13 protein-coding genes and 1 pseudogene are annotated in these 14,487 nt (G+C 38.4%); 11 read left to right on the top strand and 3 right to left on the bottom strand.

The window, feature by feature from the left end; all coding sequences use genetic code 11:
- Window positions 1-2: 2 nt before the first annotated feature.
- The 3 genes from EII37_RS08710 to EII37_RS08700 all read left to right on the top strand — a co-directional run bounded on the left by EII37_RS08710 (window position 3) and on the right by EII37_RS08700 (window position 3,379).
- On the top strand, window positions 3-2,057 hold the full coding sequence (locus EII37_RS08710) for a sodium:proton antiporter (RefSeq protein ID WP_124788299.1): 2,055 nt from the start codon (window positions 3-5) through the stop codon (window positions 2,055-2,057).
- Window positions 2,058-2,189: 132 nt separating this feature from the next.
- Window positions 2,190-3,050 (top strand): YihY/virulence factor BrkB family protein, encoded by an 861-nt coding sequence (locus EII37_RS08705; protein WP_124788298.1) that lies wholly within the window; start codon window positions 2,190-2,192, stop codon window positions 3,048-3,050.
- Between the two features lie 125 nt (window positions 3,051-3,175).
- Window positions 3,176-3,379, top strand: a complete 204-nt coding sequence (locus tag EII37_RS08700; RefSeq protein WP_124788297.1) for a hypothetical protein — start codon at window positions 3,176-3,178, stop codon at window positions 3,377-3,379.
- Window positions 3,380-3,465: 86 nt separating this feature from the next.
- Here EII37_RS08700 and EII37_RS08695 read toward each other — a convergent pair.
- Window positions 3,466-4,073 (bottom strand): annotated as a pseudogene (locus tag EII37_RS08695) (hypothetical protein).
- 95 nt (window positions 4,074-4,168) lie between these two features.
- On the opposite strand from EII37_RS08695, the gene EII37_RS11515 reads away from it, so the two are divergent.
- Complete coding sequence (locus EII37_RS11515) at window positions 4,169-4,366, top strand: hypothetical protein (RefSeq protein WP_124788296.1); 198 nt, start codon at window positions 4,169-4,171, stop codon at window positions 4,364-4,366.
- Window positions 4,367-4,596: 230 nt separating this feature from the next.
- Here the strand turns inward: EII37_RS11515 and queA are convergent, their stop codons facing one another.
- Entirely contained in the window at window positions 4,597-5,625 is a 1,029-nt protein-coding gene (gene queA, locus EII37_RS08685; protein WP_124788314.1) for a tRNA preQ1(34) S-adenosylmethionine ribosyltransferase-isomerase QueA, read from the bottom strand.
- Between the two features lie 150 nt (window positions 5,626-5,775).
- Between queA and EII37_RS08680 the strand changes: the two genes are divergently transcribed.
- The gene (locus EII37_RS08680) at window positions 5,776-6,483 is read left to right on the top strand and encodes a glucosamine-6-phosphate deaminase (protein ID WP_124788295.1); all 708 of its coding nucleotides are present in this window, start codon (window positions 5,776-5,778) and stop codon (window positions 6,481-6,483) included.
- A 203-nt stretch (window positions 6,484-6,686) separates the two neighbouring features.
- Here the strand turns inward: EII37_RS08680 and EII37_RS08675 are convergent, their stop codons facing one another.
- Complete coding sequence (locus EII37_RS08675; RefSeq protein WP_124788294.1) at window positions 6,687-7,271, bottom strand: rhomboid family intramembrane serine protease; 585 nt, start codon at window positions 7,269-7,271, stop codon at window positions 6,687-6,689.
- Window positions 7,272-7,483: 212 nt separating this feature from the next.
- Here EII37_RS08675 and rpsU point away from each other — a divergent pair, with 212 nt between their 5' ends.
- The 6 genes from rpsU to EII37_RS08645 all read left to right on the top strand — a co-directional run.
- A complete protein-coding gene (gene rpsU / locus EII37_RS08670) occupies window positions 7,484-7,660 on the top strand; it encodes a 30S ribosomal protein S21 (RefSeq protein WP_000048054.1) in 177 nt (58 codons plus the stop codon).
- Between the two features lie 129 nt (window positions 7,661-7,789).
- Window positions 7,790-8,725 (top strand): HPr(Ser) kinase/phosphatase, encoded by a 936-nt coding sequence (hprK, locus tag EII37_RS08665; protein ID WP_185695991.1) that lies wholly within the window; start codon window positions 7,790-7,792, stop codon window positions 8,723-8,725.
- A complete protein-coding gene (lgt, locus tag EII37_RS08660; RefSeq protein WP_033679925.1) occupies window positions 8,718-9,506 on the top strand; it encodes a prolipoprotein diacylglyceryl transferase in 789 nt (262 codons plus the stop codon). Before hprK ends, lgt begins: the two co-directional genes overlap by 8 nt.
- A complete protein-coding gene (locus EII37_RS08655) occupies window positions 9,507-9,890 on the top strand; it encodes a DUF948 domain-containing protein (protein WP_000895039.1) in 384 nt (127 codons plus the stop codon).
- A gap of 15 nt (window positions 9,891-9,905) precedes the next feature.
- A complete protein-coding gene (locus EII37_RS08650) occupies window positions 9,906-10,295 on the top strand; it encodes a YtxH domain-containing protein (protein WP_124788292.1) in 390 nt (129 codons plus the stop codon).
- Between the two features lie 408 nt (window positions 10,296-10,703).
- On the top strand, window positions 10,704-14,487 hold a 3,784-nt coding region (locus EII37_RS08645; RefSeq protein WP_124788291.1), incomplete at its 3' end, for a Rib/alpha-like domain-containing protein.

Raw genomic sequence — 14,487 nt, 5'->3', positions numbered from 1 at the left:
GCGTGGAATTACTGATTTACCTCATCCTATTTTTACTGGTCTTGATTGTCTCGAGTACAACCAATAAACTCCTGCCCTTTTTGCCTCTCCCTTTGGTGCAAATTCTTTTGGGAATTGTGATTGGTCTCTTTTTACCCAATACTGATTTTCACCTCAATACGGAGTTATTTTTGGCCCTAGTTATCGGTCCCTTACTTTTCCGAGAGTCGGAAGAAGCGGATATTACGGCTATTTTAAAACACTGGCGAATCATTGTTTACCTCATATTTCCAGTGATTTTCATCTCGACCCTGAGTTTGGGTAGCTTGGCCCATCTTCTTTGGCTCAGCCTTCCCTTGGCAGCTTGTTTGGCTGTTGGGGCAGCCCTTGGGCCTACGGACTTGGTTGCCTTTGCCTCTCTTTCGGAGCGTTTTAGCTTTCCTAAGCGCGTGTCCAATATCCTTAAGGGTGAAGGACTCTTGAATGATGCTTCTGGCTTGGTTGCCTTTCAGGTAGCTTTGACAGCTTGGACAACTGGAGCCTTTTCCCTTGGGCAAGCTAGTAGTTCGCTCATCTTTTCAATCCTAGGCGGTTTTTTAATTGGATTTTTTACAGCTATGATCAACCGTTTCCTCCATACTTTCTTGCTGAGTGTGCGAGCAACGGATATTGCTAGTGAGCTCCTTCTGGAATTGAGTTTGCCCTTGGTAACCTTCTTTCTGGCAGAAGAAGTCCATGTTTCAGGGATTATTGCCGTTGTAGTTGCTGGGATTTTAAAGGCAAGCCGTTTTAAGAAAATTACGCTCCTTGAAGCCCAAGTGGATACGGTGACCGAGACGGTTTGGCATACAGTGAATTTTATGCTCAACGGTTCTGTCTTTGTGATTTTAGGGATGGAGTTGGAAATGATAGCAGAGCCTATTTTAACGAATCCAATCTATAATCCCTTACTGTTATTGCTATCTCTTATAGCATTGACCTTTGTCCTCTTTGCTATCCGTTTTGTCATGATTTATGGATACTATGCCTATAGGACTAGACGTCTCAATAAAAAGCTAAATAAGTATATGAAGGACATGCTTCTCTTGACCTTCTCAGGTGTTAAGGGAACGGTGTCGATTGCTACGATTCTTCTGATACCAAGTAATCTAGAGCAGGAGTATCCTCTCTTGCTTTTCCTCGTCGCAGGTGTGACACTTGTAAGCTTTTTAACAGGTCTCTTGATTCTTCCTCATCTTTCTGATGAACAGGAAGAAAGCAAGGATTATCTCATGCATATCGCCATTTTGAACGAGGTTACTTCGGAGTTAGAAAAAGAACTTGAAACTCATAAGAATAAGCTCCCTCTCTATGCAGCTATTGACAATTACCATGGACGAATAGAGAATCTTATCTTGAGTCAAGAAAATAAGGGGGCTCAAGAAGACTGGGAGACCTTGAAACTTCTCATCCTCAGTATTGAAAGTGATGGTCTGGAACAGGCCTACGAAGAAGGCAAGATGAGTGAGCGTGCCTATCGAGTCTACCAACGTTATCTGAAAAACATGGAACAAAGTATCAATCGCAAGTTTGCTTCACGATTGACCTATTATTTCCTTGTTTCCTTGCGAATTTTACGTTTTCTCCTTCATGAAGTCTTTACCTTAGGCAAGACCTTCCGTAGTTGGAAAAATGAAGAATCACAGAAACTCAGAGCCCTTGACTATGATCAAATTGCAGAGCTCTATCTAGAAAATACAGAGATGATTATCGAAAGTTTGGAGAACCTAAAAGGGGTTTATAAGAGTTCTTTAATCAGCTTCATGCAGGATTCTCGTCTCCGTGAAACAGCTATCATCACCAGTGGTGCCTTTGTCGAACGGGTTATCAATCGTGTCAAACCCAACAATATCGATGAAATGCTGAGAGGCTATTATCTGGAGCGTAAATTGATTTTCGAATACGAAGAAAAACGATTGATTACGACCAAGTATGCCAAGAAGTTACGACAAAATGTCAATAACTTAGAGAACTATTCCTTGAAGGAAACTGCCAATACCCTGCCTTATGATATGGTGGAATTGGTAAGAAGAAATTAGTTAATACTCTTCGAAAATCTCTTCAAACCACGTCAGCGTCGCCTTACCGTACTCAAGTACAGCTTACGGCTAGCTTCCTAGTTTGCTCTTTGATTTTCATTGAGTATAAGATTGTAAGTGAAGGAGTGTGACATGAAGAAGTGGTGGAAAGAGCTGATAGACAAACCTTTATTAAAAGCTTTTTTACATTATTATCAAGCATCAGATAGTGAGTTGACCAGCGTCGCAGTAGCCTACTATTGGTTGATTTCGATTTTCCCCCTGCTTTTGGTGGTGGTTAATATCCTCCCTTATTTTCAGATTCCAGTCTCTAATTTTTTAAAGGTTGTCAATGAATTTTTGCCAGAAACCATGTATGATGTGGTCGCAAAGATTATTACAGAAGTGCTGACCCAACCGTCAACGGGCTTATTGAGTTTTGCGGTTTTGTCAGCCCTCTGGACCTTTTCAAAATCAATGAATTTCCTACAGAAAGCCTTCAATAAAGCTTACGGAGTAGCTAAAAATCGTGGAATGATTTCTAGTCAGCTCATGAGTTTGTTTGTCAGTTTTGGCTTGCAGATTCTCTTCGCCTCAGCTCTGTTTTTGAGTGTTTTTGGCCGCATGCTTCTCAACCTTATCAAGAGCTACTGGAAATCGGATAGTCCTCTCTTTGATTATCTGCAAGACCTGACAGGCCCCTTGGTCTATGCCTTGATTTTTGCAATCTTGGTCATGCTTTATTATTTTCTGCCCAATGTTAAGGTTCGACGGATTCGACATGTATTGCCAGGTAGTGCCTTTGTCTTGTTGATCCTGGTCTTACTGCTCAATATCTTTTCAGTCTATGTCAACAATTATGTCAATCACCTAGTGGATGTGCGTTTTTTCAGTTCCGTCGTCGTGGTGGTCATTATGTTCTGGTTTATTCTCATTGCTAAGATTTTGATTGTCGGCGCGGTGATTAATGCTAGTGTGCAGAGTTTTAAAGATCTGAATTTTAGAAAAGACTAACGAATTTTTAATTCATTACAAAACGCATACTATGAAAATTCCACGAGGTCAACTATAGTCAGAAAGCTGAACAACAAGCCAAAACGCCCAAAAAAGGCGGCAAAAAGCAAGCACCTGCAAGCAACGTGCCGAAATGGTCAAATCCTGATTATGTCAACGAATTAGACCCAAAAATCGTTGATATACTAGTAGAATTTCACAAGTCGCAAGGCACTTTGGAAACTCCCGAGGCGCAAGCAGAAATCGCCCAAAAACGTGCAGAAATCGAGCAAAGAAGAGCTGAACTTGAGGATAAAAAACAAGAACTTTTGAACCGCTTGAACAAATAGAGTTTCGCAAGTATTATGCTTACAAATTACTTGAGCAATTAACTAAAATATAAACCCTGCCTTTATATCTAGGCAGGGTTTATATTTTAGAAATTCATGTAGGTTATTTCGGTTTTTACATACCCAGTATAGTTTGAGTTTCTATAGTATTCAGTGATAAACTTCCATTTTCTTTGAGCAACATGGATATAAGTACTTGTTATGTAGTATGGATATGGACTTTGTGAATCCAAGTAAGCCTGATAAGCTTGTATACCCCAAAATGCTCCACCAATTATTGCACCCCATGGCCCCCCAATACAGAACCTATCTTACCAATCATGTAACTTATTCCAGAATCAATCATGAAGTGAGCGAATGTGTTGGCTTCTTTATTCCCATGTATTGTGTTGACGTAATTCCAAACATTAGGATCGTATGATTTAAAAGATATATTTAGGTCGATTTCATTCTTTTGATAAGTCATATAAAATGACCCATTGATATAGACGCCATCAGCACGTCGTTCAATAGTGTCTACACTTCCATTTGGATTGACCACCTCAAGAACTTCATCACTTAAAATATTTACTTGCGTATCTCCGAACCGCACTGATGAGCCATTCTCAAACTGAACCTCACCAGATACAACTTTAGAGTTTGCCGATAAGCTATCATCAGCAAAAACAACAAGCGACGGGGAAATGCTAGACATACAGAAAACAGACATAACGGAAACTCCTTTGTATTTTTGATTTTTTTAAATTTTTATTATACAATAAAACCAAATAAAAAGAAAGCGGTAACAATATGCTTAAGGCGAAAATTTTTTATATATTTTTATATTTGATCGTTATCGAAACTATAGGCTTGTTGTTGTTGAAAAACGGTCTTGAAAGAGGTTATTTAGACACAGAAGCTATTATCCTCGCAGTTTTTTCATTTGCTTTTTACAACCTATGTTCATTCGCTTGGGTCTGCTCTACAATAAAAAACAATAAAAAATAAATAGACGTATTTCAAAAAAAGATTACATATTTATCTAAGTAAAACGACGATTTAAATCGTCGTTTTTTTGTATAACTCCCCCTGAAATTTATTTTAATTATGCAAATTTCACGTATTTTTGGTGCTGAGACAACGATTCTGAGAGCTTTTCAGACTTTGTCTATCATTAGAAAAAGCTTAGAGCACCAAAGGATAATGCCTGGTAATATGCGCTTTTTTGATTATGAAAATTAATAGATAAACATGGCATCGCCAAAACTAAAGAAGCGGTAGTGTTCTTGAATGGCGTGGTGGTAGGCATCTAAGACTAAGTCACGGCCTGCAAAGGCAGAAACCAACATGACCAGAGTTGATTTTGGCAGGTGGAAGTTGGTTGAGAAGGCATCCACGACCTTCCATTCATAGCCAGGTTTGATAAAGATATTGGTCCAGCCAGAATCTGCTTGGATTTGCCCATCAAACTTGGAACCAATAGTTTCCAAGGTGCGGATAGAAGTGGTTCCGACAGCGATGACACGACCACCATTTTCCTTAACAGAGCGAAGAGTGACAGCCGCTTCCTCAGAAAGCTGATAGAATTCTGAGTGCATTTCGTGTTCGTCCAGATTGTCAACAGAGACAGGTCTAAAGGTTCCGAGTCCGACGTGGAGAGTCAGATAGACCAGATGGACACCTTTGGCTTGGATTTCTGCTAACAGTTCTTTGGTGAAGTGCAATCCAGCAGTCGGTGCTGCAGCAGAGCCACTTTCCTTGGCGTAAACGGTTTGATAGCGTTCACGGTCATCTAGTTTTTCATGGATATAAGGCGGTAGCGGCATTTCACCTAGACTTTCCAAAACTTCTAGGAAAATTCCTTGGTATTCAAAGCGGACAATACGACCACCGTGGGTCAATTCTTCCGTAACGACAGCGCTGAGGCGACCATCACCAAAGCTGATACGAGTTCCGACCTTGAGGCGTTTGGCAGGTTTAGCCAGAACTTCCCACTCATCTCCACTAGTATTTTTGAGCAGGAGAAGTTCCACATGACCTCCAGTTTCTTCCTTTTGACCATAGAGGCGGGCAGGGAGAACACGGGTATCATTCATAACAAGGGCATCGCCAGGTTCCAGCATATCAATAATAGAGTGGAAGTGCTTATCCTGCATTTTTCCTGTCTCACGATTAACGATAAGGAGTTTGGAGGCATCTCGTTTTTCAAGGGGCGTTTGGGCAATCAATTCCTCTGGCAAGTGGAAATCAAAATCAGCTGTATTCATTTTTTTCATCATTCTTTCTAAGTTCTAATCTTATCCATTATAACACGTTTCAAGTTTGGACGCTCTTTTTTTAGAAATTAAATCGTTTTCACTTGACAAAAATTGGTCTATACCATATAATAAATATAGATTAAAACGGAGGATAAAAAGATGAAAGTTATTAAAGTTGAAAACCAAATCGAAGGTGGAAAAGTTGCTTTTGAGATTTTGAAGGAAAAATTGGCCAACGGCGCTCAAACCCTAGGACTTGCGACAGGAAGTAGTCCACTTGAATTTTACAAGGAAATTGTTGAGAGCGACCTTGATTTTTCAAATCTAACCAGTGTCAACCTTGATGAGTATGTAGGACTTGATGGGGACAACCCACAGTCTTATCGTTACTTCATGCAAGAAAACTTGTTTAACCAAAAACCATTTAAAGAAAGTTTCTTGCCTCGTGGGGTTAAGGACAATGCTGAATCTGAAGTTGAACGCTACAACCAAATTTTGGCTGACCATCCAGTTGACCTCCAAATCTTGGGAATCGGTCGCAATGGACATATCGGATTTAATGAACCTGGTACTCCATTTGACAGTCAAACACACCTAGTAGAACTTGACCAGTCAACTATCGAAGCAAACGCACGTTTCTTTGACAAGATTGAAGACGTTCCAACACAAGCCATTTCAATGGGGATTAAAAACATCTTGGATGCCAAGTCAATCCTTCTCTTTGCTTACGGTGAATCGAAAGCAGAAGCCATTGCCGGAACAGTGTCTGGCCCAGTGACTGAGAGTTTGCCAGCAAGTAGCCTACAAAATCACCCTGATGTGACCATCATCGCAGATGCTGAAGCGCTTAGCTTACTTGAAAAATAAAAAGTATAAAAACCACTTGCTCTTTGGAGTGAGTGGTTTTTTACTTCAAATGTTCACTATCCTGCTAAAAGAAATTTTTCTGTAAATTCCCGTAACAGTTGTCGATATTTCATATAAAAAGGTATCCAATAGAAAATTATTAAATGTCTGTAAACTGTGATATAATCGTATTGACTATTTTTTATGATACTATACGATTTTTATTAAGACAGTCGATAGTTGTTGATGCTGGAAACCATGATATAACTGGCAATTCCTGACATGTGAAGAAAGGTTGAAATCCAGCCTGTTATATTTGGTAGAAGCATGGTGAGAGATAGAACGATTAAAAGGATATAAAATAGTTTTAATCCTAAATTGAAATTTTTCCATATACTAAACATATTCATCACCCCACCCGTTACAAAAGCATAGCCAATAGCAGAGATACCCGATGCCTGAATTTCTTGATTCTGTGTTAATATATGGAATACAATTGAAGATATTACCATAGAAGTAATAAAAACTAAAAATACATATTTTGATCCCCTTTTATACTCCAATAGCCCACCAAAAGGAAGTAACATTAAAGTATTTAAAACTAAATGAAACCATATAAACCATACTGGTGCTTCTTTACTTCCATGCATAAATGTACCACTAAAGTATTGCCAACAATAAATTGGCTTTGAATGAAATGCAAATAAGTCATACATTACACTTCCCCAAAAGGTAGTAAGAATTCCTAGCAATAAACAAATTACAACTAAAATACTGACCATAGGGTAAATTTTTATGATTCTTTTCATGTTATAGATTCACTTCTAAATAATACTAATTTTTGCTAATCAATATGTGTCACTATTATATCATTTCCATCTATAAATGTTAATCAATTTTAACAAGATTAACAACAAGATTAAAATTGAAGATAATCAAAATTAAACCGCATTTTTTCTTGACAATTATTCCTTTTACGTGTAGAATATAATAGATATTGAACTTGAAGGGAGTGAAAAAAATGTCTAAAACAGTAGTACGTAAGAATGAATCTCTTGATGACGCACTTCGTCGTTTCAAACGTGCGGTTACTAAAGCTGGTACTCTTCAAGAAACACGCAAACGTGAATTCTATGAAAAACCTTCTGTAAAACGTAAACGTAAATCAGAAGCAGCTCGTAAACGTAAAAAATTCTAATTTGAAATGAAAGGCTAGAGAAATCTAGTCTTTTTCTTTTAAATAAATACTTCAAAGCCTGCAAAAATCTGAAATATCCTCCTACAATTTGATATAATAGTAAAAAGAACTCGATTGAAGGAGGAAATGATGTCGGTTTTAGTAAAAGAAGTGATTGAAAAGCTTAGACTAGACATTGTCTATGGCGAACCAGAATTGCTTGAAAAGGAAATCAATACAGCGGATATTACGCGACCTGGTCTTGAAATGACAGGCTATTTTGACTACTATACGCCAGAGCGGATTCAACTTTTGGGGATGAAGGAGTGGTCATATCTGATTGGCATGCCTTCCAACAGCCGTTATGAAGTTTTGAAAAGAATGTTTCTACCTGAGACACCAGCAGTCATTGTTGCTCGTGGTTTGGTGGTTCCTGAGGAGATGCTAAAGGCAGCTAGAGAATGTAAGATTGCTATTTTAACCAGCCGTACGGCGACCAGTCGTTTGTCTGGAGAGTTATCTAATTACCTTGATTCTCGTTTGGCAGAACGTACCAGTGTTCATGGTGTTTTGATGGATATCTATGGGATGGGTGTCTTGATTCAAGGTGATAGTGGAATCGGTAAGAGTGAGACAGGTCTGGAGCTTGTCAAACGTGGTCACCGCTTAGTAGCAGATGATCGGGTAGATATTTACTCTAAGGATGAAATAACTCTTTGGGGAGAACCTGCTGAAATCTTGAAGCACTTGATTGAAATTCGTGGGGTTGGGATTATCGATGTTATGAGCCTCTACGGTGCGAGTGCGGTCAAGGATTCTTCACAAGTCCAGCTGGCTGTTTACTTGGAAAATTATGATACGCATAAGACTTTTGATCGACTTGGAAACAATGCAGAGGAATTAGAAATTTCTGGCGTAGCCATTCCTCGTATCCGCATTCCAGTGAAAACAGGTCGTAATATCTCTGTTGTGATTGAGGCAGCTGCCATGAATTATCGTGCTAAGGAAATGGGCTTTGATGCGACGCGTTTGTTTGAAGAACGCTTGACAAATCTTATTGCTCAAAACGAGGTGCCTAATGCTTGATCCAATTGCTATTCATCTAGGACCTCTAGCCATTCGTTGGTATGCCTTGTGTATTGTGACAGGTTTGATTCTTGCGGTTTATTTGACCATGAAAGAAGCGCCTAGAAAGAAGATCATACCAGACGATATTTTAGATTTTATATTGGTAGCCTTTCCTCTGGCTATTTTAGGAGCTCGTCTCTACTATGTCATTTTCCGTTTTGATTATTATAGTCAGAATTTGGGAGAGATTTTTGCCATTTGGAATGGTGGTTTGGCCATTTACGGTGGTTTGATAACTGGTGCCCTTGTACTCTATATCTTTGCTGATCGTAAACTCATCAATACTTGGGATTTTCTAGATATTGCGGCACCAAGTGTCATGATTGCCCAAAGTCTGGGACGCTGGGGCAATTTCTTTAACCAAGAAGCCTATGGTGCAGCAGTGGATAATCTGGATTATCTACCTGCCTTTATTCGTGATCAGATGTATATTGAGGGGAGTTACCGTCAGCCGACCTTCCTTTATGAGTCTCTTTGGAATCTGCTTGGCTTTGCCTTGATTTTGATATTCAGACGAAAATGGAAGAGTCTTAGACGAGGTCATATCACTGCTTTCTACTTGATTTGGTATGGTTTCGGTCGTATGGTTATTGAAGGCATGCGAACAGATAGCCTCATGTTCTTTGGTCTTCGAGTGTCTCAATGGCTATCAGTTGTCCTTATCGGACTGGGTATTTTTATCATTCTATATCAAAATCGAAAGAAGGCCCCTTACTATGTTACAGAGGAGGAAAACTAAATGTTAGAAGTTGCATATATTCTTGTAGCCCTTGCTTTGATTGTATTTTTAGTGTATCTAATTATTACTGTACAAAAGCTTGGACGTGTGATCGATGAAACAGAGAAAACGATTAAAACCTTGACTTCAGATGTGGATGTGACCTTGCATCATACCAATGAATTACTGGCTAAGGTCAATGTCTTGGCAGATGATATCAATGTCAAGGTAGCAACGATTGATCCACTCTTTAGTGCTGTTGCAGATTTATCTCTATCTGTTTCAGACCTCAATGATCATGCGCGTGTCTTGAGCAAGAAAGCTTCATCAGCTGGTTCAAAAACCATTAAGACTGGTGCAAGTTTGTCAGCTCTTCGTCTTGCAAGTAAATTTTTCAAAAAATAAAAAAGGAGAATTCTTATGGGTAAACTATCCTCAATCCTTTTAGGAACCGTTTCAGGTGCAGCTCTTGCCTTGTTTTTAACAAGCGACAAGGGCAAACAAGTTTGCAGTCAGGCTCAAGATTTTCTAGATGATTTGAGAGAAGATCCTGAGTATGCCAAGGAGCAGGTCTGTGAAAAACTGACAGAAGTCAAGGAGCAGGCTACAGATTTTGTTCTTAAAACCAAAGAACAGGTTGAGTCAGGTGAAATCACTGTGGACAGCGTCCTTGCTCAAGTCAAATCATGTGCTCGTCAAGCGACAGAAGCATCAAAAGATCGATTCAATAATCTCAAGGAGCAATGGCAAGAAAAGGCCGAAACTCTTGATGAATCAGAAGAGATTGTTATTGACATAACAGAAGAATAAAATAAATAGTAACTATTCTAGATCCTATAAACTCTCTAGTGGATTATATCTCTATAGAGCTTATAGGTTTTTTATGTGGATAAAACGATTAAAAAGAAATTAGTATACTTTTTCTATGAATAGATTTGTTTTTGTTATATAATATTTTAATATGTTTATAATATTATATTTAAATATGCATTTTCCTATAATTTTAATCAGTATAACGCTACATATTTGATTAAATATGTTGATTGTGGTATAATCGAGCTGTAATAGCTGTAATAGCTGTAATAGCTGTAATAGCTGTGATAGCTGTGATGTGTAAAATGCTCATCATAGTGATTTTTTATGGTTATATTCCTACTTGGGATTAGCTATAAAAATTGCTTTTTAATTTGATTTTGTGTTTTGACATAAGGAGGAAAAATGGAAAACAAATCGAATTCACTAAGTAGAGTAAAGCGTCACCAACGTGAAAAGGTTCTACGCTTCTCTATTCGTAAATATAGCTTTGGTGCGGCGTCAGTGGCTGTTGCAGCACTGATGTTTTTGGGTGCGCGTGTTGCTAGTGCGGATAGTGTGATTGAAAACAACTCACAAAATACCACAGATGTGCATAATCAAAAAGAGAAGAATAAATCACTCGCAGAGATTCAACAACCTACTGTTATCAAAGTAGAAGCTGCACAGAATCCTTTGGAGAAGAAGACGACAACCAAAAATGAAAACGTTGTCAAAGTGGTTGATAAAGCGAAATTAAAAAAAGTAGTTGAAGAGTTAAAGACTACTCTTTCATCGAAATCAGATCTTGACAAGTCAGTTATTTCTCCGATTAAGGACAGAGTTCAAAAAGGACAAGCCCTACTAGATAGTGATACTGCAACACAGAAGGATGTAGATGAACTACTTTCCCTTTTAGAAAGTGACTTAACTGTCTTATCAAATGCTACTAAAGAATCAAGCAAGGTTCAAGAAACTGCAACTGAGAACAAGACTGAAGTCAAAGATAATAAAATTACTTCTGAACTAGGTGAAGCTGAAAAATCTACTTCTCAAAACAAGGAAGCTGATAAAAGCACAACAGAGAAAAAAGAATCTTTAAAATTATCTACTGATCAATTACAAGCTGCGCTTCTTGATTTGCCTGAAAATGAAACAACTAAAGAAGTGTTGGAAAAAGCCAATGAAGTTCTCTCACTTGCTCAAGGGTTATTGACAAATACTAGGGTAACATCTAATGAACTTGAGGATTTGAATCAGCGTGTAAAAAGAACATTTAATTCTGTCAAGATAGCGACTTTGCGTCTAAATTCAGGTAAGAATGACCCACGTAACGGAAATAAAATTGAAGAAGGAACAAATGTAAGAGCGGCTTCAATTTCTTCAAGATGGGATTCAAGTGACAACTTATTGATTTATCAACGTCACCGTGCGAGTGATGGAAGCAGAGTCGTTAGAAATGGATTAAGAGAATATACCGAAAAAAAAGTAGATATGTTCGCTAAAACGACAACAATCGATGGAGAACGTTATGTAGTTTATGATGTTTTCTTCAATAATGATGGTGCCTCAATGGCGCACCTAAGTAGATATCAAATCTATCGATTAATTTTACCACCTCAAATTTTAGATTTAACAAGCGAGGGTCTTTATAAAGGTAATACTTTAAGAGATTTAAAATTTGAAACTTATACGAGAAATGGTAACTCTGGAACGCTTTCTCAAAATCCAGAAAACTTTACTAGAACTGCTACTCATAATGTTAATTTCTTAAATAATTCAACTGATTATGGTTCAGGTTGGAGAAAATTAACGTATTTCAATGCTTTAGATATTAGACATAACGGTGAATATAATCGAGATATGCGTGATACTTTTAAGGGGAATAGCAATGATCCACTTTTAATTCATGCGGTAACAAGAACGGAAAGCAAATTTAATCGATACTCTTATGGTTTTGGGGTTAAAACAGAGGATAGAGATTCTGCGATTCACATGCAAGTGAAAGCTAAGCTAAAAGCTGGAGTAACAGATGATCAGGTAAGAGAGGCCTTTGCATTAGCAGTTGTTGGTACATTTGGACTTACTACAAACCAAGCATATACATTCATTTCAGGAAAAGATGCAAGTGAACCAAAATATACAGATTATCCAGACCAACCAGTACAACCAACCTTAAGAGAAAAACAAGCAAAACTATATCCTATCCAAGGTAGCAGACATACAAAAGTTGTAGGAGACACCATTCCAAACACTGGTAATCCTGTAGCGGATAAATATATTACGCGTAAGGGCAGTGGAGATTTCCCTGCTGGAATGAGCTGGAGTTGGGAAGGAAATAATTCTCCAAGTACAGCAAATGCTGGTAAGTTTACTTATACAGCAATTGCAAGATACCAAGATGGCTCTACATCAAAAGATGCAAATTCAGGATCAGATGGAAAAGTTCACTTTACGGTTAACCCTAAAAAACCGACGATTACAACGAGCGTAGTGAATAAAAAAGGCTTAACAAATCAAACAATAGAAGTTAATGTAGGCAGCGGGGTTAAAAATGGATCTGTTGTAAAATTATATGATGGAGATCGTGTAATTGGACAAGGGACATCAAATGGGACAACTGCAAGAATTACAGTGTCAGGAGCTTTACCAGGAAATCCTCTTAAAGCTGAAACAACGGTTGACAATGGCGGAGTTGTAGTTTCTGAGAAAAGTGATCCAGTTACACCAACAGAAGCACCAGATACACAAGCGCCAACATTAGCTATTACACCAGCTAATCAAACAGTAGTTGAAGGACAAACTGTAACCTTCACAGTAACAGCAAGAGATGATAAACATGTTAATCTTGATGCTAATGATTTTCTAACAAAATACGGTACTAGGGTCTTTTCAGGGAAAGCATCTGTAACTTCACCAACAGACACTGAAACTGAAAAAGTAAGAACTATTACGATTACAACAACAGCAGAAGATGTTGGTAAGACGAATACAATTACTTTCAACGCAACGGATAATGCTAACCATAGAGCGACACCAGTAAGCTTTACTTTTACTGTAACTAAACGTGACACTGTACCGCCAACAATTACAGCAGGTGATGCTACAGTAACAAACCGTGAACAAATCACGCCTATTTCAGTAACAGCTGAAGATAACAGAGGCGGAGTTGGAATGCGTGATAATAATCCAATTGAAATGTCAGGATTGCCAGCAGGATTAACATACGCGAATAATCGAATTACAGGAACGCCAACTGGAGCGCCTGGAAATAGTACAGTAACCATTAAAGCCTATGACAAAAATGGGAATATGGCTACAAAAACAATCACAATTACAGTACGAAGCCAAGCAGATGCTCATAATCCAACAGGGGCAGGATTAACTGTAAATCAAAACCATACCATTACAGATGCGGAATTAAAAGCAAAAGTAAGTAATGCAGGCCCAGGAACTTTATCAATTGTAAGTAGACCATCAACAGCGAATGCAGGAAACGCAGGAAATGCGGTAGTGAAAGTCACATACCCAGATGGAACATTTGACAATGTAAATGTTCCAGTTACAGTAACCGACGTAACAGGACCAACAATTACAGCGGAAAGCGCAACAGTAACGAAAAATGAATCTATTACGCCAATTCCAGTAACAGCTGTAGATAATACAGGTGGAGTAGGAATGCGCGATAATAATCCGATTGAATTAACTAATTTACCAGCAGGATTAAGATATGCGAACAACCAAATTACAGGAACACCAACAGCAGGAGTAGGTTATTATACTGTAACAATTAAGGCGTACGATAAAAACAATCGTTTAACTACAAAACAAATTAGAATTACAGTACGAAGCCAAGCGGACGCTCACAACCCAACAGGAGAAACCTTAACAGTTCCGTATAACCATAACATTACGGATGATGAAGTGAAGGCTAAAGTACAAAACTTTGCTCCAGGAACTTTAACGGTACAAAGTAAACCGTCAACAAATACATCAGGTAATGTCGGAAATGCGGTAGTGAAAGTCACATACCCAGATGGTTCACATGATACAGTAAATGTTCCAGTAGTCGTAGGACGTCCAAATAAAGATGATTACACACCGAAGTACAATGACGGAAGTGGTAAACCAGGCTCATCAGTAGAGATTCCAGTAAGTGAAGCAAACGGTAAGAAAATCCCAACAGGAACAACTTACACAAGTGGCACAC

Origin of the sequence: Streptococcus sp. OH4692_COT-348 (genome assembly GCF_003859975.1) — a bacterium.
GTDB lineage: Bacteria > Bacillota > Bacilli > Lactobacillales > Streptococcaceae > Streptococcus.
The sequence above is the reverse complement of the archived record's forward strand: the minus strand, read 5'-3'. Positions and strand labels throughout refer to the sequence as shown.

Excerpts from the sequence above, each read along its gene's own strand:
- EII37_RS08705 (WP_124788298.1), top strand. The coding sequence starts at position 2,190 with ATGAAGAAGTGGTGGAAAGAGCTGATAGACAAACCTTTATTAAAAGCT.
- EII37_RS11515 (WP_124788296.1), top strand. The coding sequence starts at position 4,169 with ATGCTTAAGGCGAAAATTTTTTATATATTTTTATATTTGATCGTTATC.
- queA (WP_124788314.1), bottom strand. The coding sequence starts at position 5,625 with ATGAATACAGCTGATTTTGATTTCCACTTGCCAGAGGAATTGATTGCC.
- EII37_RS08680 (WP_124788295.1), top strand. The coding sequence starts at position 5,776 with ATGAAAGTTATTAAAGTTGAAAACCAAATCGAAGGTGGAAAAGTTGCT.
- EII37_RS08675 (WP_124788294.1), bottom strand. The coding sequence starts at position 7,271 with ATGAAAAGAATCATAAAAATTTACCCTATGGTCAGTATTTTAGTTGTA.
- rpsU (WP_000048054.1), top strand. The coding sequence starts at position 7,484 with ATGTCTAAAACAGTAGTACGTAAGAATGAATCTCTTGATGACGCACTT.
- hprK (WP_185695991.1), top strand. The coding sequence starts at position 7,790 with ATGTCGGTTTTAGTAAAAGAAGTGATTGAAAAGCTTAGACTAGACATT.
- lgt (WP_033679925.1), top strand. The coding sequence starts at position 8,718 with ATGCTTGATCCAATTGCTATTCATCTAGGACCTCTAGCCATTCGTTGG.
- EII37_RS08655 (WP_000895039.1), top strand. The coding sequence starts at position 9,507 with ATGTTAGAAGTTGCATATATTCTTGTAGCCCTTGCTTTGATTGTATTT.
- EII37_RS08650 (WP_124788292.1), top strand. The coding sequence starts at position 9,906 with ATGGGTAAACTATCCTCAATCCTTTTAGGAACCGTTTCAGGTGCAGCT.